The organism is Marinococcus sp. LNSP9103-4, assembly GCF_056034345.1.
The window spans coordinates 1-20,653 of the sequence record NZ_JBQLIA010000003.1 but is presented as its reverse complement, the minus strand read 5'-3'; the positions used below and the strand labels follow the sequence as shown (position 1 = coordinate 20,653).

General features: G+C 46.4%; 15 protein-coding genes and 1 other annotated feature. Of the genes, 4 read left to right on the top strand and 11 right to left on the bottom strand.

Annotation, left to right across the window (positions count from 1 at the left end):
* Positions 1 to 218: 218 nt before the first annotated feature.
* From ACTRXG_RS02850 to ACTRXG_RS02805, 10 genes are all read right to left on the bottom strand, one after another.
* The gene (locus ACTRXG_RS02850) at positions 219 to 2,597 is read right to left on the bottom strand and encodes a Lon protease family protein (RefSeq protein ID WP_474284002.1); all 2,379 of its coding nucleotides are present in this window, start codon (positions 2,595 to 2,597) and stop codon (positions 219 to 221) included.
* A 121-nt stretch (positions 2,598 to 2,718) separates the two neighbouring features.
* Complete coding sequence (locus ACTRXG_RS02845) at positions 2,719 to 3,912, bottom strand: acetate/propionate family kinase (RefSeq protein ID WP_474284001.1); 1,194 nt, start codon at positions 3,910 to 3,912, stop codon at positions 2,719 to 2,721.
* 29 nt (positions 3,913 to 3,941) lie between these two features.
* Positions 3,942 to 4,940 carry a class I SAM-dependent methyltransferase gene (locus ACTRXG_RS02840; protein ID WP_474261893.1) on the bottom strand — a complete coding sequence of 333 codons (999 nt, stop codon included), beginning with the start codon at positions 4,938 to 4,940 and terminating at the stop codon, positions 3,942 to 3,944.
* A 165-nt stretch (positions 4,941 to 5,105) separates the two neighbouring features.
* Complete coding sequence (tpx, locus tag ACTRXG_RS02835; protein ID WP_474261892.1) at positions 5,106 to 5,606, bottom strand: thiol peroxidase; 501 nt, start codon at positions 5,604 to 5,606, stop codon at positions 5,106 to 5,108.
* Positions 5,607 to 5,637: 31 nt separating this feature from the next.
* Entirely contained in the window at positions 5,638 to 6,195 is a 558-nt protein-coding gene (locus tag ACTRXG_RS02830) for an RDD family protein (RefSeq protein WP_474284000.1), read from the bottom strand.
* A gap of 8 nt (positions 6,196 to 6,203) precedes the next feature.
* Positions 6,204 to 7,202 carry a signal peptide peptidase SppA gene (gene sppA, locus ACTRXG_RS02825; protein WP_474283999.1) on the bottom strand — a complete coding sequence of 333 codons (999 nt, stop codon included), beginning with the start codon at positions 7,200 to 7,202 and terminating at the stop codon, positions 6,204 to 6,206.
* Positions 7,202 to 8,827: an amidohydrolase gene (locus ACTRXG_RS02820; RefSeq protein ID WP_474283998.1), complete on the bottom strand. Its 1,626-nt coding sequence runs from the start codon at positions 8,825 to 8,827 to the stop codon at positions 7,202 to 7,204. The genes sppA and ACTRXG_RS02820 overlap by 1 nt, the downstream gene beginning before the upstream one ends.
* A 98-nt stretch (positions 8,828 to 8,925) precedes the next feature.
* On the bottom strand, positions 8,926 to 10,131 hold the full coding sequence (gene thiI, locus ACTRXG_RS02815) for a tRNA uracil 4-sulfurtransferase ThiI (RefSeq protein WP_474283997.1): 1,206 nt from the start codon (positions 10,129 to 10,131) through the stop codon (positions 8,926 to 8,928).
* Positions 10,128 to 11,273 (bottom strand): cysteine desulfurase family protein, encoded by a 1,146-nt coding sequence (locus ACTRXG_RS02810; RefSeq protein ID WP_474283996.1) that lies wholly within the window; start codon positions 11,271 to 11,273, stop codon positions 10,128 to 10,130. Before ACTRXG_RS02810 ends, thiI begins: the two co-directional genes overlap by 4 nt.
* Positions 11,274 to 11,351: 78 nt before the next feature.
* Entirely contained in the window at positions 11,352 to 13,061 is a 1,710-nt protein-coding gene (locus ACTRXG_RS02805; protein ID WP_474283995.1) for a septation ring formation regulator EzrA, read from the bottom strand.
* A gap of 267 nt (positions 13,062 to 13,328) precedes the next feature.
* Here ACTRXG_RS02805 and hisJ point away from each other — a divergent pair, with 267 nt between their 5' ends.
* The 3 genes from hisJ (at position 13,329) to rpsD (ending at position 15,606) form a co-directional block, all read left to right on the top strand.
* Positions 13,329 to 14,147: a histidinol-phosphatase HisJ gene (gene hisJ / locus ACTRXG_RS02800; protein ID WP_474261885.1), complete on the top strand. Its 819-nt coding sequence runs from the start codon at positions 13,329 to 13,331 to the stop codon at positions 14,145 to 14,147.
* 16 nt (positions 14,148 to 14,163) lie between these two features.
* A complete protein-coding gene (locus ACTRXG_RS02795; protein ID WP_474261884.1) occupies positions 14,164 to 14,670 on the top strand; it encodes a GAF domain-containing protein in 507 nt (168 codons plus the stop codon).
* A 333-nt stretch (positions 14,671 to 15,003) separates the two neighbouring features.
* Complete coding sequence (gene rpsD / locus ACTRXG_RS02790) at positions 15,004 to 15,606, top strand: 30S ribosomal protein S4 (protein ID WP_022793076.1); 603 nt, start codon at positions 15,004 to 15,006, stop codon at positions 15,604 to 15,606.
* A gap of 70 nt (positions 15,607 to 15,676) precedes the next feature.
* On the opposite strand, the gene tyrS is transcribed toward rpsD, so the two are convergent.
* A complete protein-coding gene (gene tyrS, locus ACTRXG_RS02785) occupies positions 15,677 to 16,954 on the bottom strand; it encodes a tyrosine--tRNA ligase (protein ID WP_474283994.1) in 1,278 nt (425 codons plus the stop codon).
* A gap of 88 nt (positions 16,955 to 17,042) precedes the next feature.
* Positions 17,043 to 17,265: a binding site (T-box leader), on the bottom strand.
* Positions 17,266 to 17,378: 113 nt separating this feature from the next.
* Here tyrS and ACTRXG_RS02780 point away from each other — a divergent pair.
* Positions 17,379 to 20,653: transglycosylase domain-containing protein (locus ACTRXG_RS02780; protein WP_474283992.1), on the top strand; the 3,275-nt coding region annotated here is incomplete at its 3' end.

Sequence of the window (20,653 nt, the reverse complement as noted above, 5' to 3'; positions counted from 1 at the left end):
TCATTACTTTAACAAGCCCACAAAGAATTTGCAACCGGAAAATACAATTTTTTAGTATAAAAATTTATTTTTTTGATATTTTATGCGTTATCTGCCCAATATCATGCATTTCGGTGTATGTGCATGCACGAATCATAATCAGTGTTGAATGTTTCTGCTAAGCAGGCGGAGGCATACACAAATAAGCAGAGACGCCTGCCCGGGCCTCTCTGCTGCATTTATTCCTGATGTTTTTCTGCCATTTCCATTAACCGCTGCTGCACATTACCGTAAACAGTATTAGAAGCGTAAAATCCATTTTCTCCTACTTCACCGGCATGTTCACTCATAAGTATTTCCATGCCTTCCTTTACAGTATCCACCGCCCAGATATGGAAATCACCTGCTTCCACGGACCGCCTGATTTCGTTTCGAAGCATCAAATGCTTAATGTTCTGCGTCGGTATAATTACCCCCTGGGTTTTTGTGAGGCCCTGTTTCTTGCATACATAATAAAAGCCTTCAATTTTTTCGTTCACTTCTCCAATCGCCTGCACATCACCAAACTGATTGACCGCCCCGGTTACAGCAATGTCCTGACGGAGCGGTACCTCTGCCAGAGAAGAAAGGAGCGCGTACAGTTCTGTGCTTGAAGCGCTGTCCCCGTCCACTAAATGATAGGATTGTTCGAAGGTGATGCTTGCCGCAAGCGGGAGAGGCCGGTCACTTGCAAATTCCGCCTGCAGATAGCTTGTCAGTGTATGAAGGCCCTTCGTATGAAAGGCTCCGGTAAGCTGCGATTCCCTGTCGATATTAACGATACCGCCGCTGCCGGCATATGTACGCGCCGTGACACGGGTCGGATAACCAAATGAATAATCTCCTGTGTGGGCTACCACCAGCGCATTAATCTGGCCAATTTTTTCTCCGTTCGTTGCAATATTGATTGTTCTGTCTTCAATTGCTTCATGAATGGCTGCTTCCGGCTGAGCCGAACGGTAATTCGTTTCTTTTAAGGCAGCGTGCACATGCTCTTGTTCAATTATGGCTGACTGTTCCTGCGCCGCCCAATAATTCGCTTCAATCAATAGAGATGTCACTTCGTGAAATTTAATGGAAAGCTTACGCTGGTGACCTGCTTCCCTGGTGCTGTAATCAACAAGCCTTGCGACTGCTTCCGATGTCAGAGGACGCAGCCGTTTGTTATCACAAAAGCAGGCCAGAAAAGTCGCGTACTGCCATATATTTTCTTTTGTCCGCTCCATGGTGGTAGTAAAATCCACCTTCACTTTAAAAAGCTTGCGGAAGGTTTCATCTTCTTTTTGCAGCTTCTGGTATAAAGCATTCGTACCGACAAGAAGCACTTTCGCCTGAAAAGGCACGGGTTCGGGCTCAAGGTAAGTACTGGCAAATATATCAGAGTCCTCATAAGGCGTCTCGAGCCGGATATAGCCAAGCCGCATGGCTCTTTTTAATGCTTTCCATGCAAATGGATGCGACATCAGCTCTGCGGCATGAAGGATTAAGAATCCGCCATTCGCCCGGTGAAGAGCGCCGCCTCTGATGTGGGAAAAGTCCACCGGCGAACCTCCATTACGGCCAATTTCGACCTTTCCAAACAGGTTGACGTATGTCGGATGGGACTCATAAATGACAGGCGCCCCCGAATTACCGCTGTTATTCACCAAAATATTAATTTCATACCGGCGGAACGAAAAGTTCGATGCGGCCGGACGCCCTTCCTGGGTTTCTTTTGCCGGGAGGAATTCCTGCCAGTGCTGAATAACGTCCTTTTCCATGTCCGACAGAAAATTATGTAAGTCTTCATTGATATATTCATCTTTTAAAGTCGATATAAAGCCCTGAATGGATGCTTGAACCATCTGCTCGTCGGCTTCCCTGAGCTGGCGTCTTAAAATACGCTTCGCCACCTGCTGTTGTCTCAAAAAGTCGTTCACCTGTCTGGTAATCGCCTGAGACTCCTCCATGATGTAATCCTGCCGGCTTTTTGAAAGTTCATTATAGCTTTCGTCACTATGAGGGTCACCGTCTTCTTTAAGAGGCACCGCCACGATGTCTTCTTCTGTTTTTTCAAGAGCAAACCCCTTTGCCGCGGCTTCCTCTTCAAGCTTTTCCCAATGCTCATTAATCACTTTTTCATGCTTTTCTGCCATAGATACTTTTTTCCGCTCAAAGGACTTACTGCGAAGTGTCGCAGCAATCTCTTCCTGCAGGTCCTCAATCAATTCTTTAATATCTTTAGCAAATGGCTCAGCCATTCCGGCGGGGATGCTCATCACCCTCGGCCGCCGGGGATCCTCAAAAGAATATGTATAAATCCAGTCAGCCGGCACCTGCCTTTTTTCTGCTGCCTGCTTTGCTTTTCTTCGGGCATATGTCGTTTTCCCAAGCCCGCTTGCTCCGGTTAAAAACATATGATAATTTTCATCCTGAATCTCCAAACCCATCTCCATAGCTTTCACTGCACGCTCTTGTCCAATCATTCCCTGAGTTCTATCTGTTAATTCTTTCGTTGTGTGAAAGGAAAACATGCGCGGATCGCAGCGCTCCGCTAATGCTGAGACAGGAAGTTTGCAGCGCATTTCGGCTGTTTGCATAAATCTGTCCCCTTTCAAAGTACTGTTACTCCTTCTTTCCCATTATCCAGAGAATATATGCAGAAATATCATATATTCTGTAAAAAACTCCTGCTTCATCGAAACAGGAGTTGAGTCTGACTTATTGAATCTGGCCGAGCCGGACTGTGTCCCGGGCAATCATTACTTCTTCATCCGTAGGGACCACTGCGACAGCCACACGGGAGTCATCTGTCTGAATAAACGCCTCGCCCGAAGCCTCGCCGTTTTTCTTTTTATCAATTTGAATGCCCATAAAATCAAGTCCTTCCATCACTTTTTCACGGACCAGGGCGCTGTTTTCCCCTACACCGGCAGTGAATATAACTGCATCGACGCCGTTCATACTGGCCGCATAGGTACCAATATATTTATGCATCCGCGTCAAATATATATCAAGCGCTGTCTGGGCTCTTTCATTACCTTCCCCTGCCTGCTGAACGACATCGCGGAAATCACTGGATGCTCCGCTTACGCCAAGCAGGCCGCTCTTTTTATTTAAGGTGTCAATAACTTCTGCAGCTGTCTGACCGGTTTTTTCCATTAAATATGGGATCAGGGCCGGATCAATGTTGCCGGAACGTGTGCCCATCATTACCCCTGCAAGCGGGGTGAAGCCCATCGACGTATCGACAGAAGCGCCGTGGTCCACCGCCGTGATGCTGGCACCGTTGCCGATATGGCAGGAAATGATTTTCAGATCATTCTCCGGCCGATCCATTAACTCTGTCATCCGCTGACTGACATATTTATGGGAGGTTCCGTGAAAGCCGTATTTACGCACACCGTACTTTTCGTAGTATTCATAAGGGACACCGTATAAATACTTTTCTTTTGGGATCGACTGGTGAAACGCTGTGTCAAACACGGCTACAGATGGAACATCCGGGAGAATATCACGAAACGCTTTAATGCCGACAATGTTAGCTGGGTTATGAAGCGGAGCAAGCTCGCTTACATTTTCCAGTTCGCTGAGTACCTGGTCTGTAATCAATACAGAATCAGAGAATGCTTCGCCGCCGTGAACTACCCGGTGGCCCACACCTTCAATGTCATTAACATCGGTAATGACATTGTACTTTGTTAACGAATCCAACAGGGCTTTTACAGCCTCTTCGTGGTTTTGCAGCGAAGGATATTCTGTTTTCTTTTCTCCCTGTACCTCTACGGTAATAAAAGGAGTCTCCAGACCGATCCGTTCCACGACCCCTTTAGTGATAATTGTTTCTTCAGGCATTTGCAGCAGTTGGAATTTCAGCGAGGAGCTCCCCGCATTAATAGCAATAATGGTAGACATTCGTTCTCCACTCCTAATAATTACTCTCTTTATTTATTGATAAACCCTTCTTGCACAAACCAGTCGTTGATCCGCTTCATCATATCCTGGAGCGCTTCCTGGCGGCTGAATGATGGCAGCTCTGCCAATAGCGCCTGCCCCGGCTGTTTTACATCAGGACTTTTCTTTTGGAGCATCCATATGCTTTTCGATGCTTCTTTGGCCTGAAACATCGTTTCCGGCAGCTGAAGAAGACCGAGCGTATGCGCATGTCTTTTTACATATGCCTGAAGCTCCGCTGCTTTTTCATCCTCAAACAGGTTGTTTGGAATGAGAAGCACCATAAAACCACCCGGTTTCAGCCGGTTCATCATGCCCTCCACAAGCAAATGATGCACATAGGATTGTCCGTCCGTGCTTCCGAGCTGGTACAATTCGGCAATTTGATTTTTCGGATAGTAGCCGACCGGGAGATCGCTCATGACCACATCCGGATCTGCCGCACCGAATTGTTCGATACTGTCCTGATGGAAAAGCTGAACAGCATGCTCCTGCAGATTCGCCAGCGTATAGGCAATTTTAATTAACGTTTCGTCAACCTCCGAACCGTACGCCTCAATATTTTTTTCTGACAGCTGGTTTAATACGGCTGATAAAAGATTACCTGTTCCTACAGCCGGATCCGCAATAACAAATTCATTACGGCCATTCATCAGCTTGTCTACTAAATAACCCATGAAAATAGCAACAGCGTCCGGTGTAATAGCGTGATGCTGCTGCACGGACTGCTTCATTCCTTTAATCAGGGCGAGCTGAAACGCTTTGCGAATATCCTCCTGCTCCATCGCTTCAGGCATCTTTTCTTCCAGGCTTTGCTCCAAACGGTCTTTTTCTTCTGCAGATATGCGCTGCACCACCGTCCCCTGAAAGATATCCTCCCCGGCTTCGGCTATCGCTTCCAAATACGTTATACTCAGTTCCTGCTGTATCGTTTTCGTAAGGTCATCCAGCAATTCAAAAAGCTGTTCAACCGGTGTCGTTTCGTCCATGACACGCCCTCCTTCTGCAGCGTAATGCTTCACCACTCTCACTTTACAATACGCCAGTATAGCAGATGTGCTCTTTAAAGAGAAGTAATGAAAACGGAAAAAACCGATTACTTTCCAGCCCTGCACACACAATAAATGACGCCTTTGCAGGCGCCATTTTCTTCATTAGTGTGTATTGTTGGCTGCGTTGATTGCCGCTTCATAATCAGGATGGTTCGTTCCTTCTGAAACAATTTCCTTATAGGAAACCTTTCCTTCGCTGTCTACGACGATCACTGAACGGGCAAGCAGTCTCATTTCATCCATTACCAGACCAAACTGTTTGCCAAAGTCCAGGTCTTTATGGTCGGAAAGTACATGGACATTTTCAATTCCTTCTGCTGCACACCAGCGCCGCTGTGCAAAAGGAAGATCGCAGCTGATAGTCCATACTTCCACATTTTCAAGCGAAGCAGCTTCTTCGTTGAATTTCCGTGTCTGCTGTGAGCAGACACCTGTATCAATAGATGGCACTACACTGATTAGCCTTACTTTGCCTGAGGCATCACTTAGTGATACCGGGCTCATATCATTTGCAAGTACAGTGAAATCGGGAGCGTATTCTCCGGATTCGACTTTGTCTCCCACGAGTGTCACCGGTTTTTCTTTAAACGTTACTGCTGTCATCTTACTCCTCCTTCACTTTTTGTTCCGGGCTTCATTTTCTTGTATGAATGACCCTCGTATCCGCAATCATATCATGAATACCAGCCTTTTGTGGTGTAAAGGCTACTACGATATATGCCAGATTTGTAATAACCAGGCTGCGGTAGGCAAACCGTAGAACGATTTCCCTGAAAATGATATCGGACCATTTTAGCTTTTCCCGGTTCACCCGGACTACTCTCAAACCGAAAATCATTTTACCAAGCGTCTGCCCATAAAATTTTGTCATCAGTAAAAAATATCCGTAGGTGATCACTGCGTTAAAGACAGCATACAATGTGATGAATCCCCAGATTTCTCCTTGTCCCGTAAAATAGAAAGGAGAGAGAAGGAGCCCGTTCAAGGAAAAAAGTATAATCAGATCAGTAAGGTACGCCCAAAAGCGCATCCAAAACCCTGCGAATAGTTCTTCCTTCGCTTCATTTCTTTCATTGGCATTTTGCTTATCTGCTGAGCCGGACAGAGAACCAGCATTCTCGTTGCTTCCTTCCGGCACTGTTTGTTCCACTCTCTTAGGGTCTTCCGGATAGCCGCCATTTGTGGTCATCATTATCCCTCCTATCCTTCATACAAATACATTGGCCGCGGACTGTCGCTTCCGACTGACTTCAGCAGTTCCTGGAGTCCCAGCAGCTTCTCATCAGAAATGAACAATCCCTGGACGGAATTTTGCAGAAGCGACTGCCAGCTAAATCCCTCCGAAGTGTAGCGCTCTACAGTAGCGTCTCCGAGTTCAAGATCTTCTTCCATCATTGCAATAGTGTCATCTGAAGTCCCAAGCTCATCGATCAGTCCATTTTCTTCCGCCTGCTCACCCGTATAAATACGGCCATCAGCTAAATCCCTTGCCTCGTCTTCACTAAATCCTCTTCCATCTATTACAACCTGCAGAAAATCTTCATACATGTCGTCGACGATGCCCTGCATGATTTCCCGATCTTCTTCTGTCATTTCTTCCGTAGGAGAGCCCATGTCTTTAAACTCTCCGCTCGTTATGTTCACGCCTTCAATGCCCAGGTTTTCAGCCAGCTCGGAGTAGTTCAGGGAAGACATAATCACGCCTATCGAACCGGTAATAGTCGCTGAATGGGCAACTATTTTATCCGCTGGGGCTGCAAGGTAGTAGCCGCCGGAAGCAGCCGTATTACCCATCGAAACATATACAGGTTTATTTTCTTCCTCCTGTACTTCGACGACAGCGTCGTGGATTTCATCACTTTCAACCACCCCTCCACCAGGGCTGTTTACATTAATAATAATACCGTCTACATCTGCGCTCGACCCGGCTTCTTCGAGATTACTCAGAAATTCATCATGGTTGTAGCCTTCCCCGGAGAAAGCACCGGAGCCGCCCGAGGATTGAATGGTGCCCTCTACATCAAGCATTGCTATCCGGCTGTCTGAAGAGCCCTCTTTCACTATGTCCTCCTGATTCTGCTGATTTTGCGCCTGGTTCGAAACTGTATTCCACAAGGAAAAAGCTGTCTGGGCGCCAAGCGAAACGATAAGAAGCACCGCTGCCGCTAATAAAGCAAACCATCTTTTTGCATTCATCATTATTCCTCCGCTTCAATATTAATTTTGATTCTGCTCTCCTCGGGCATGAACACGACTTCTTCCCCTACCACGGTCGCTTCCACCTCGGCTGTTAAAATCTCTTCCGGCTTTATTTGAAAAAGATCCTTCCTGAGCACCGTGAAGTCCGCTTTATACCCGGGAGCAATTCTCCCCAGATCGTGTTCACGGCTGATCGCTCTGGCACTGCCTCCAGTATACAGCTCCACGGCTTCAAAAGGAGTTAGTTTTTCTTCCGGCATATAGCCGTTGTGCATCTCCCCCGGGTTTTTCCGGGCGACAGCCGCATAAATTCCGGTTCTCGGGTCTACAGATTCAATAGGAGCGTCTGAGCTCCCCGCGCAGATGATTCCCTGATCGAGGAGTGTTTTCCAGGCGAAGGAATAACGAAGCCTTTCTCTGCCGAGACGCTCTTCGACCCACGGGAAATCCGAAAGCACAAACCGGGGTTGCAGATCGAGTGCTACCGGCAGAGCCTTCAGCCGTTCCACCAAATCTTCCCTCGCAATTTGGACGTGAATAATCCGGTCCCGCACCCCTTCTGGCACCGGCCAGGCTTCTAAAGCATCTATCACATATTCCAAAGCTAAATCGCCAATAGCGTGAACAGCCACCGGCATATTTTCTTTTCTGGCTTCTGCCACGAGCTTTTTCAGTTCTTCTCTCGAATGGATAGCAACACCCGCTGTTTCAGGGGCATCATTGTAGGGATGGCTGAGAAGGGCGGTACGTCCCCCCAGTGCTCCATCTGCAAATATTTTCATAGCGCCGAGTTCCAGACCTTCATCAAGAAGACCGTACGTATGACCCTGCTGTATAAAGTCCGGAAACACTTCATGATGCACGAGAAGATGCGCCCGAAATGAAGTGGCGGCCAAAATATTTCTGAATGTGTTCAATGTCCTCGTAAACCCGCCGTAGTAATTAAGATCTTCCGTATGTCCGCCAGTCAGTCCGCATTGATGCATATGACTCACCGCTTTTCCAAGTGCCTCCTGTAGATACTCCTCGGACACCTCTGGAATTTCATTTTTTACTAAGTCTGCGGCCTGGTCGAGCAAATACCCTGTAGGCTCCCCATTCCTTGATTTAACAATGATGCCGCCCTCCGGGTCCGGAGTATCTTTATCGATACCTGCAGCATCGAGGGCGCGTGTGTTAACCAATGCGGCGTGTCGGCATATCCGTGTCAGCAGCAATGGATGAGCGGGCACTAAATCATCAAGCTCCTCCCGGTGGAAAATTTTCCGGTCCGGGAAATTGTTTTCGTTCCATCCTTCCCCAATGACCCATTCACCTGCGGGCACTTCTTTTGTTTTCTCTTTAATCAGTGCAGCCATTTCTTCTGCAGAGGTGCACTCTGACAGATCCAGCTGGATCATCGTTTCCCCCAGCCCGATCATATGTAAATGACTGTCTGTAAAACCAGGGTACATCGCGCTTCCGTTTAAATCCACCCGGCGGACAGCAGCATTTTGCAGTTCTTTTTCTATCTCTGCGAGCACTCCTGCTTTTTCAATCGTCCCCTCCGAGGTTAAAACTGCCTCGACCTTTTCTTTTTCTTTTTTCATCGTATAAATATTTCCGTTATACCAAAGTGTTTTCACAGCATTAACCGCCTCTCCTTTTTACGGACGACTTCCCGTTTTGTTTCAGCTCTTCCGAAATTCCATTTTATACCACTTGCACAAATGAAAAAAGCTCTTTAGAGAAGGTCTTCAAACTCTTCATTTCCACTTTTTGCATTAGATACAGAAATCACTTTCGTTTCAGCTATCGCTTCTTTAAACAATTCCTCTTTATCCAGACGTTTTTCATATTTATAGACTAAACCAATTTTGGGTTTAGTGGCAGGACTGGCCGGTTGAAACACAGTACAGCAATCTTCATACGGTCGCACAGAAATATCATAGGTGCCTATACGCTTAGCGATGCTGATAATTTCTTCTTTGTCCATGGCAATCAGCGGCCGAAGCACCGGTACACTCGTGACTTCGTTGATAACGTTCATACTTTCAAGCGTCTGGGAAGCTACCTGTCCCAGGCTTTCGCCATTTACTACTGCCTTGGCGTCTTCCTTCTCCGCTATTTTGGTTACTATTTCAAGCATCGCTCTTCGTGTAATCGTCATCGTATGGTCATCGGGCACCCTGTTTCGGATAGCTTCCTGAACACGGGTAAATGGTACCACATGAAGATTGATACTCCCTCCAAACTGACTGAGAACCCGGGCGATATCTTCCACTTTTTGTTTCGCCCGCTCATTTGTATAAGGCGGGCTGTGAAAGTGAACTGCCTCGATCGTTACTCCACGCTTCATGGCTAAATATGCAGCGGTCGGACTGTCTATGCCTCCGGAAAGCATACTGACTACTTTTCCGCCAGTGCCTGTCGGCAGTCCCCCCGCCCCGTTAATACGTCCGCAGCTTACATAGGCCCCCTGCTCGCGAACATCAATTTCCACGGTTACTTCTGGATTCTTCACGTCCACCCCGACGCCTTCGGTATGATGGAGAATATAACTTCCGACGCTTGGAGCGAGCTTCGTGGAATGAATAGGAAAGTCTTTATTGGACCTTCTTGCTTCCACCTTAAACGTAGTTTTTCTATCCTTATATTCCGAAAACATTTGATAGGCCGTCTGCTGGATCTCCTCTTCCGATAAATCCGCTTTTCTCGCATAGCTGATGGAGGAAATTCCAAACACCGGCTTCACCGCTTCAATGACTTCTTCAGCAGGTTCCCCCAGCAGATTAATCGCAATACGTCCATAGGTGCGCCGTACTTCACAGTGAGGGAAATCCTTTACCGCGTGATCAATGTTTTCTCTTAACTGCCGTTCGAATTCTTTTCGGTTTTTTCCTTTTAAAGCAAGTTCACCAAAGCGAATTAATAAATATTCTTCTCTCATTGCTGTTCCTCCATAACCTTTTTCAACTGTGGCAGCACTTCTTCACAGATGCTGCATAAATGAGCGGCTTCCTCTTTCTTTGTATCTGCAGAGAAACTTATCCTCACAGCACTTTCTGCAAGTTTCCGCTCTCCCGTAGCAGCTAAAACGACGGCAGATGGCTCCGAGTTTTTAGCAGCACATGCTGTTTTAGTAGAAATTGAAACTCCCCTCTCCGCGAGCGCTTCAACGAGTACTTCCGGTTTTATTCCGGGGAAGGAAATATTTAATATGAACGGAGAGCCTCCGGAAAAAGGAGAGTTAATCACTCCACCGCTTTCCTGCAGCCGGGACGCGGTCCACAATTTGATTTCTTCAATTCTGCTGCTGTTTGCAGCATAGCTTTCTTTTGCCAGACGAAGTGCTTTGGCCATAGCTGCAGCACCTGCTGTATTCTCTGTTCCTGAACGGACCCCGCTTTCCTGACCGCCCCCGTGTATTAAAGGCTCAAGCACCGTTCTTGGATGCTTATACAACAGTCCCGCACCTTTCAATCCATGGAATTTATGAGCGGATACCGTAACAAAATCCAGGCCCGCTTTTTCAATATTTAATGGAATTTTGGCCGCACCCTGTACGTAATCCGTATGAAAATAAATATCAGTGCGGGAAGAGAGTATTTCTCCAATCGCCTCAACAGGCTGTATTGCACCGGTTTCACTGTTTGTATGACCGATCGTAACAAGGATAGTATCCGGCTCCAATGCCTTAGTCAAATTCTCTGTAACTATACGGCCGTCCCTGCCAACCGGCAGATATGTTACCCGATACCCTTTTTCTTCTAAGTGGACACAGGTTTCCATTACTGATGGATGTTCCACAGCCGTTGTTATAATATGACGACCAAGATTTTTTCTCGCCTCTGCGACTCCTTTTAATATCATATTATTTCCTTCCGTACCACCGCTCGTAAAAAAGCAGCGCTCCGGTTCCACGTTTAACTCCCGGGCAATCTGGCTTCTCGCAGATTCAAGCAGGCGTTCAGCTTCACCGCCCTTATGGTGAAATGAAGAAGGGTTGGCAAAATAACTTTCGGACGCTTTCCTGTATGCACTCAGCACTTCCTCGTATGGCTGGGTGGTCGCGCTGTTATCAAAATACATTTTCAAATTCCTCCCAGCATTCACTAATATCATAAAAAAGAAGCCTGAGTTCAGGCTTCTTAACTATTTGCTTGTCGATTATGCTTCTGTCAGCTGCATGTCAGACTCCTGCAGAACTTCTGTTACAAAACGGTCATCCATTTTCCGCACAGATGATGAAGCCACCTGCAGGGCATGCTCATACTGGCCTTTGCGAAAAGCACTTTCTGCTTCTTTCAGGCTTTGATCGAGTTCAGCCTCTTTGCTCCGGTATAAATTTCCTCGCTGGATGATACGTTCAGTCATCAACGCCTGCTCTTCCATACGCCGAAGCATTGTGGAAACAGTGCGCACACTCTCTTCTGCCTGAGCTACCGTTTCACGCACCTGCGACATTTCAAGTGGCGTTTCAGAAAGGGCCGCAGCGGCATGGGCAATTTTATCATCCGCTGATTCTTTTTCATTCAAAAGTATTGGCGGAAGCTTAGGCAGCCTTGTACGCTGCATTCTCATTTCTTCGATGCGGTTCTGGCGTTTCAGCTCTTCGAGCGTTTCCATTGCCTGTGTTTCATCTTTTCGGAGTACGCCGAGCTGGTTCTCTGCTTCCAGAATTCCCGACTCAACTTCTTCCTGTTTCTCAAGAATTTGCTTTAGTTCCATTTCAATATGCGTAAAGGAATGTTCTTTGTTTTCTTTTTGCTCCTGCAATTGTAATACGCTCTTTCTAATTCCATCAACCTGTCGTTTTGATGAAGCAATCAAATGGTCTGTTTCCGATGGAATCCGATAGTTGGCTTCGATAAATTCTTTTTCCACTAACAGCGTCTGCATCCTCGTGGATAACTGTTCTCTGCCTTCATGAACCTGAGGCAGCAGACGTTCAACCTCGGCACGGGCTTCCACTTCTTCTTCAAGAATGCGGTACACTTCTTCATTGTAGGCATCCATTTCAGTAAGGCGTTCTGCAACCCCGTCAAGGTCCAGGTTTTCAATCCGCGTCTGTAGTTGTTCAGCTTCTGCTTCGTTTTCATTCAGTCGTTGTTCAAATGCAAAAGCATCCATGGGGTATCCCTGCTCTTCCATTTCATACAGCCCGGCGCGCAAGGATTTCCATTCTTCCGGCAGACGCCGCCGTACTTTTGCAAGCATATCAGGTACGGCATAAAGCGATGCTTCTTCACGTTCCAAATCTTCATCGAGCTTCTCTCTGATCTGTTTGGCTTCAGATTGATTTCCCTGCTCCACCGCTTCATAAAAAGCTTCAAAAGAAGACTGGAGGTCGCGCATGTGCTGATCAAAAAGCGGGGCTGTCTTGCCGAGCGTGTGCCAGTTCTGGGAAACAAACCGTTTTATATCTTCATATTTCTGTTCCGACTCTTCAATGCCGCGACGGTTATCAGATTCATTATGTACCAGCTCTTCTATTTCCAGAAATATATTGCTGATCTCCTCTTCGATACTGGCGAGCTGCGTATCTACAGCAGCAGCGATTTCTGAAGCCTGACTAAACTTGTACTTGTCTGCTTTTTCTTCCGCATCATAAAGAGCCTTTTCAATATCAGGCAGATGCTTGCCCACAATTTCGTCCCAGTCCTTGCGCCATGATTCAAACTTTTCTTCTGTTTCTCCCGACATTGTCATGCCCTTGACCCGCGCAATCTCTTCAGCTACAGGCTGGTCCGCCATATTTGCCCTTGCATCCTCCAGGCGGTCTACTTCCCGGTAAATGCGTCTGCGTCCCCATGCTCCGTATATGACAAACGCGGCGATAATGATAACCAGAACTATAATTACAATTGTTGTCGCCAAATTCCTCACTCCAGTTTTCCCCGCTGTGCATCCTTGTTTTCAATAATTTACACGTTATGGGTTACTTATACTTATCTCATACTTTATGTGCACGAATGTACTCAAAATATTTTTTCAACTATGTTTGCTCTAACTTATGATAACATGTAAACGCAGTGATTGTTATATGACGATAAAGAAAATTTCGAGAAAATCCATTTTCCTTATTTCTTAATTCCGCCAACCGTATTTTAATAATATTTTCCACAAAACAAGGAGTTTATACCTATGACAATTACCCGTGACGGCCATATTCACTCCCCCTTCTGTCCGCATGGAAGCAGAGACTCGTTTCACGACTATATTGAGGCTTGTATCAAAAACGGAATAAAAACGATCAGTTTCACCGAGCACGCTCCTCTTCCTAAGGGTTTTACAGATCCTGTGCCGGATAAAGACAGTGCCATGCCGCTTGCGCAGCTCGATCAGTATCTCCATGATTTAAATGACCTTCAGTCAGAATACCATAGCGATATTTCCATTAAAAAAGGACTCGAAGTGGATTTTATTGAAGGATTTGAGAAAAATACAGAACAGTTTATGAACACGTACGGTCCTGAGCTCGAGGATTGCATTCTTTCCTCTCACTTCATTAAAATAAACAGTGAATATATATGTATAGATTTTTCACCTGATCACTTTGACCGCTACGTCCGTCTAAGCGGATCACCGCAAAAAGCGGCGGAATTGTACTATAGTGCCGTTCTCCGCTCTGCTCAGACTCACCTTGGAAAATACGCACCGAACAGGATCGGGCATATGACGCTTATTCGAAAGTTTCATAAAAATTACGAATATGATTTTCTTGATCAAAATGCTATTGAAGCTATTTTGCAGGAGGTTAAATCCAGAGGGTTTGAACTTGATGTGAACGGTGCCGGTACAATCAAAGAACGGTGCCTCGAGCCGTACCCGCATCCCTCGGTAATACAATCAGCATTAAAGATGGGGATACCGCTTGTATACGGCTCCGATGCCCACGCCTCTTCGGGACTGCTCGCAGGCAGTAACGATATTTCAGCTCTTGCAGGGGAGCAACTACGATAATGAAAGAGGGATCTTCATGTCTTTTCAACCAGTTTCTTATGACTCATCTTTAGAGAAAAGCTACCATACATTATGCCAGCAGGCGAAAGCATTATTTTCAGACGAAAACAGCCAAACCGCCAACTTGGCCAACGCCTCCGCTTTGCTTAATCAATTTTTGACCGACGTAAACTGGGTCGGCTTCTATATTTGGAACGATACAGAAAATGAACTGGTTCTCGGTCCATTCCAGGGGCTGCCTGCCTGTAACCGCATCACCCCTGGCAAAGGGGTCTGCGGTACGGCTTATGAGAAAAAGCAGACGGTTCGCGTGGAGGATGTGCACGCCTTTCCGGGCCATATCGCATGTGATGCTGCCAGCCAGTCAGAAATAGTTGTTCCGTTGTTCACCCCTGAGGGGAAGGTGTACGGCGTGCTCGACATTGACAGCCCTGTACTGAACCGCTTTTCTGAACAGGAAGAGTCTTTCCTTCGTCAGTTTGCCGATGAAATTGAACACGGGCTGTTTTCAGCTAAAACGTAACCTTCTCCAGTTCGCTGTTCTGCCAGGCAAGCTTAAATTATACTTGCCTGGCTTCTTTATTTCCTCCGGAAATTTTCCATTAATTTTATTTAAATCTTACCGGTCTAAACATATTGACTTGCCATCAGCCAGAAGTTATAATGACGGTTGTGTAAAAGACAGCCTGGGCAAGCCTTGCATGTGCTTTCCATTTTGCTCCTTGCTTTCAGCAAGGTGTGTTGCGTAACCCCTAGCTGTCGGGGCGAAGACATACGAGGGCAAAATGAGCATGACGGGAGATTCGCCAACAGTGTTTTTATACCAAAATTTGTTTTAATAGAGGAGGATGCCATTATGGCACGCTATACAGGTCCAACCTGGAAAAAGTCCCGCCGCTTCGGCATCTCTCTCAGTGGTACAGGAAAAGAACTCGAAAAACGTCCTTATCCGCCGGGAGAGCATGGTCCAACGCAGCGCAGAAAATTATCCGAATACGGTGTTCAGCTGCAGGAAAAACAGAAGCTTCGTTTCATGTACAACTTAAATGAGCGCCAATTCCTGCGCACATTTAACATCGCCGGCAAATTGCCTGGTGTACACGGCGAAAACTTCCTGATTCTGCTTGAATCCCGTCTCGATAACCTTGTTTATCGTCTCGGTCTTTCCCGCACCCGCCGCGGTGCACGCCAGCTGGTCAACCATGGCCACATCACTGTAGACGGTAATCGTGTAGATATCCCGTCTTACCGCGTAGAGCCAGGAAAAACCATCAGTGTTCGTGAAAAATCCCGCAACATGAGCGCTATCCAGGACGCACTTGAAGCTAATTCTTTCGTTCCGGAATATCTCACGTTTGATGCTGACAACCTTCAGGGCACGTACAGTCGTTACCCTGAACGTTCTGAGCTTCCTGCGGAAATTTCCGAAGCACTAATCGTTGAGTACTACTCTCGTTAATAGTAAAAATCCCGTGCAGATATCGATCTGCACGGGATTTTTATGTTTGTCCGGCTTTTTTCAGCCGGTTTTATCCATTGTTTTTTAAAATCAGAAAATATTTCTTTTTACCTCTGCGCATAATGATAAATTGATCGTCAATTAAATCATTGTTCCCTACAGTTTTGTCTGTACTCTGTTCTCTTTCACCATTAATATACACAGCACCGTTCTGTACATCTTCCCTGGCCTGTCGTTTTGAACCTGCTATTCCCGCTTGAACTAAAAGATCCACCAGGTTTTGTTCTTCTGCTTCCATCGTGTACGATGGTACATCTTTGAAACCCTGGGCTATTTCATCTGCTGTCAGTGCTGTCAGCTCGCCTCCGCCAAAAAGAGCTTTCGTAATGTTTTCAGCCTGATTCAGTGCTTCCCCGCCGTGGACAAACGAGGTGATTTCCTGTGCCAGCCTCCGGTGGGCTTCTCTTTTTTCAGGCACTGTCTGCATCTTTTCTTCAAGCTCTTTCATTTCTTCATGATCAATAAACGTGAAGTAGCGTATAAACTTTAATACATCACGATCATCCGTATTAAGCAGGAATTGATACATTTCGTATGGAGATGTTTTCTCAGGATCGAGCCATATCGCGTAGCCGGCTGTTTTTCCAAATTTCGTGCCGTCGGCTTTGGTTACTAACGGGATTGTCATACCGTAAGCAGGGGATTTTTCCTCGTCTTCATATTCAAGACGACGAATCAGCTCTAAACCGGCAGTAATATTGCCCCATTGATCGCTGCCGCCGATTTGAAGCGTACACTGGTAATTTTTGTAGAGGTAGTAAAAATCAATTGACTGCATTATCTGGTAGCTGAATTCCGTAAAAGAAATGCCTTCCTGAATACGGGATTCCACCGATTCTTTCGCAAGCATATAATTGACACTGAAATGCTTCCCAAAGTCTCTAAGGAAGCTGATGAGAGTCATGCTTCCAAGCCAGTCATGGTTGTTTACTATTTCTGCACCATACGCACCGTCAAAATCGAGATATTTTTCAAGCTGGGTGCGGATTTTTTGTGAAAAACCTTCCACAATCTCTGGTTCATTCAGGGAGCGTTCTGCGTTTCTCCCGCTCGGATCCCCAATCATTCCTGTGCCACCACCTACAAGAGCAATTGGCTGATGCCCGTGCAGCTGCATCCGGCGCATTAAAATAATAGTCAGCAGATGACCAATATGAAGACTGTCTCCCGTAGGATCGAATCCACAGTAAAAACGGAGCTGACCGTTGTTTAACTGATTCTTAAGTCCCTCTCTTTCTGTTACCTGATTCACAAGTCCTCTTTCTTCTAATTCCTCCCAAATGCCCATAACTTTCCCCTTTCTGGTTTAAAAACGCACTAAACTTGGATATATAAGTGTAGGTACATAAAAAAGTCCCTCTTCGCTTCGAAAAACGAAAAGGGACGATGATGACCGCGGTACCACCCTTATTGGAAGCATAAGCTTCCCGGCTTCATGTTGATAACGATGCATTACACCGTTTCAGACCTTTTTTAATCAAAGATCTGAAAGGAGCTCTGGATGTGTAATTCGCCAAAGGCTGCAGTTCGACTTTCAGCTAACGTCGACTCTCTGTGACTGTAGGTCCTATGGTTACTTTCATCCTTCATAGCTGTATGTTATAGTTTGTTTTCAAGTTTGCACTTCTTTTATTTTTAGCACAAGACTTTCAACACTGTCAATGTATGAATCCAAAGACAAAGCTACATAGAGAAGGGAGATCGTAATAATTATGGGGCGTCACGACCAAACAAGCTCTAGAAACACCTTACGCGTTGTTGGTCTTTCATTTCTCACCCTGTTTATTGTTTTTATTTTAGCTTTATTATTTATTGGGTCAATCGGTGCAGGCTTTTTCGCTTCCTTGGTTAAAGGACAGGAAGCTTACACGGAGGAAGAAATGCAGGAATCAATATATAGCTATGCCGAGAACAGCACCGTCCATTTTGCCAGCGGAGAGGAACTGGGAGAGCTGCCTTCAGAATTGGAGAGACAGCGTGTAGAACTCGATAACGTTTCAACCAACCTGCAGGATGCATTTTTGTCTACAGAGGATAGGGCTTTTTATGATCACAACGGAATTAATCCCCAGTCATTAATGCGCGCTACATACCAGGAGGTAACGAACTCTTCCACTCAAACGGGAGGATCAACTTTAACTCAGCAGATCGTTAAAAACCAGCTGTTGACCAGAGAAGTATCCTTTGAAAGAAAAGCGAAAGAAGTCGCTTTGGCGATGAGAATGGAAACGTACTTTTCGAAAGATGAAATATTTCAGGCTTATATGAATATCGTTCCATTCGGCCGTAATGCCAATGGGGAAAATATCGCAGGGGCCCAGGCAGCCGCCCAGGGAATATTTGGCGTTGACGCCTCTGAACTGAACGTGGCCCAGTCCGCCTACATTGCCGGGCTCCCGCAAAACCCTTACACCTACACTCCATTTGAAAGTAACGGGGAAATAAAAGACGACCTCTCTCAAGGGCTGAACAGGAAAGATGAAGTCTTAAACAATATGCTCGAAGTAGAGTCCATTTCCCAGGAAGAATATGATGAAGCAATGGATTACGATATTCGCGACAATCTTGCTGAACCAAAAGAAGAAGTAGCACAGGAATACCCTTATTTGATTAATGAAGCTCAGCGCAGAGCTACAAGGATTATGCGCGAAGAAATGCTTGCCGAAGACGACGTTCAATTAGAAAATTTATCAGACGAAGAGCGTCAGGAAACCATTCAGCAATATAACCAGGAAGCAGGCCGGGAAGTTGCTGAAGGCGGGTATGATATTGAACTGACGGTTCATAAAGACACCTATGATGCTATGCAGGAAGCTGTAGATGGCAACGACTACTTTGGCCCCGAAAAAGAGGGCGAAGCAGAGCAGGTCGGCGGTATGATGATTGAAAATAACAGCGGTGCTATTTTAAGCTTCGTCGGAGGTCGTGATTTTGAAACAAGTTCATTAAACTACGCTACCCAGACGCGCAGGCAGAACGGCTCAACCATGAAACCGCTGCTTGATTATGGCCCCGCCATTGAAGAAGGCCTTCTGCATCCCGGACAGACGCTGCTCGATATTCCTACCGAATACGGAGGAGACGATGACGAGCTCAATAACTTTGACGGAGAGTATGAAGGCTTTATCGACGCCAGAAGTGCTTTAGCCGAATCACGAAACATACCGGCAGTACGGGTGTTTGACATGCTGGACGAATCGACCAGAGAAGAAGCTCTTAATGATCTTGGTATGGGCAATGTAGTCGAAAACGGCATTTCTTCTTCCACTGCCATCGGCGGACTCAGCCGCGGCGTAAGTGTAGAACAAAACACAAGCGCGTTTACGACCTTTCCTGCCGGAGGAGAACATCATGAACCTTACATGGTAGCTTCTATTACCGACAGTACAGACGAAGCTGTTTTCGAACATGAAGAAGAATCCACCAATCCTTTTTCGGAGCAGACCAGCTTCCTTATTACAGATATTCTTCGTGACGTATTAGGATCAGACGGTACTGCAAGCTCTCTTCCTGATCGTCTGAATATTGACGGTGACTGGGCCGGAAAGACGGGTACGACAAATAATCAGATCGACTCCTGGTTCGTCGGCTATAATCCCAACGTAACCTTCGGCCTATGGCTTGGGTATAATGAACAGATTGGCATTGAAGATGCGCAGGGGCTCTCTTATTCGCAGAGAACTCAGCAGATTTGGGCCGATATTATGAATGCCGCTTCCGAGACGGAGGACGATTTAATCGGGACTGGGGACACATTCTCTGAACCGGATGGCATATCTACAGAAGAAATATGCGGACTCTCCGGTCAACAGCCTACCGATTTGTGTGAAGAAGCAGATCTGGTGAATGAAGATATTCTCAATGAAGAATTCGCTCCTACTGAAGAGGATGACAGTCTCGAAGAAATTGAATATGTAACCATCGACGGAGATCGTTACCCTGGGTACGATGATACTCCTTCTGAATTTATGGAAGATGGCATTTCTTTAAATGACGAATACCTTTTGGACGGCGATGAAGAAGAGATTCAGGAATATCTGCCGGACGATTGGGATAATATTGTTCCAGATGAAGATGCTCCTGAAAATAACAGGGACCCTTCCCGTGTGACTGGAGTCTCTAATGATGGCGGAACCCTCTCCTGGTCAGCCTCCGATGATAATGATGTGATCGGCTATCGTATCTTTAATGACGGCGACGAAGTTGACAATGTAATCGACCGGGAAACCACAGAATTTGATACTGATGGAAACGGCGAGTATACTGTCCGCGCCGTAGATACTCACGGCAGGGAATCAAATGATTCCAGCGGAGCTGACGTCAGCGGTTCGAATGGCGATGGCGACAATAACAGCAATGATAATTCTGACGACAACAATGACTCCGGCAATAACAATTCCGGAAGCAACGAAGACTCAGACAGCAGCGACTCAGAAAACAACAATAATGACTCGGGCAATGATGACGCTGAAGAAAATACCGGCAGTAATGGTTCTTCAAACAACGATAATGAAAATCAAAACTCTGAAGACCAGGACACAGGCGACAACTCCGGCAGTGATAATGAAGAAAACAGCACAGATGAAAATAACGAAAACGAAGGCGGGGATAATTCCTCTTCTGAAGATTCTTCCGGCGACAGCCCGGGGGAATCTGAGGATAACTCTTCGGAGCCATCAGGCAATGACAGCAGTGATAGCTCCGATGAAAACACAAACGAATCGAATACGGCGGATGAAGCAGAAAATGACGGAAGTTCAACAGACGAAGAAGAAGCCACTGAAGACAGCAGCAATGAAGACTCTTCCGCTCCTTCCGGAGACGGGGACGCTGAGGAAACCGAAGACTCCGGCGCCTCCACTGATGAAGAGGATTCCACTGAGGACTCCTCTTCTGCTCCTTCCGGGGATGGTGGCTCTGACGAGACTGAAGACTCCGGCGCTTCCACTGACGAAGAGGATTCCGCTGAGGACTCCTCTTCTGCTCC

Bases quoted from the DNA above. Each gene is read 5' to 3' on its own strand.
- ACTRXG_RS02850 (WP_474284002.1), bottom strand. From the start codon at position 2,597: ATGCAAACAGCCGAAATGCGCTGCAAACTTCCTGTCTCAGCATTAGCG.
- ACTRXG_RS02845 (WP_474284001.1), bottom strand. From the start codon at position 3,912: ATGTCTACCATTATTGCTATTAATGCGGGGAGCTCCTCGCTGAAATTC.
- ACTRXG_RS02840 (WP_474261893.1), bottom strand. From the start codon at position 4,940: ATGGACGAAACGACACCGGTTGAACAGCTTTTTGAATTGCTGGATGAC.
- tpx (WP_474261892.1), bottom strand. From the start codon at position 5,606: ATGACAGCAGTAACGTTTAAAGAAAAACCGGTGACACTCGTGGGAGAC.
- ACTRXG_RS02830 (WP_474284000.1), bottom strand. From the start codon at position 6,195: ATGATGACCACAAATGGCGGCTATCCGGAAGACCCTAAGAGAGTGGAA.
- sppA (WP_474283999.1), bottom strand. From the start codon at position 7,202: ATGATGAATGCAAAAAGATGGTTTGCTTTATTAGCGGCAGCGGTGCTT.
- thiI (WP_474283997.1), bottom strand. From the start codon at position 10,131: ATGAGAGAAGAATATTTATTAATTCGCTTTGGTGAACTTGCTTTAAAA.
- ACTRXG_RS02810 (WP_474283996.1), bottom strand. From the start codon at position 11,273: ATGTATTTTGATAACAGCGCGACCACCCAGCCATACGAGGAAGTGCTG.
- hisJ (WP_474261885.1), top strand. From the start codon at position 13,329: ATGACAATTACCCGTGACGGCCATATTCACTCCCCCTTCTGTCCGCAT.
- ACTRXG_RS02795 (WP_474261884.1), top strand. From the start codon at position 14,164: ATGTCTTTTCAACCAGTTTCTTATGACTCATCTTTAGAGAAAAGCTAC.
- rpsD (WP_022793076.1), top strand. From the start codon at position 15,004: ATGGCACGCTATACAGGTCCAACCTGGAAAAAGTCCCGCCGCTTCGGC.
- tyrS (WP_474283994.1), bottom strand. From the start codon at position 16,954: ATGGGCATTTGGGAGGAATTAGAAGAAAGAGGACTTGTGAATCAGGTA.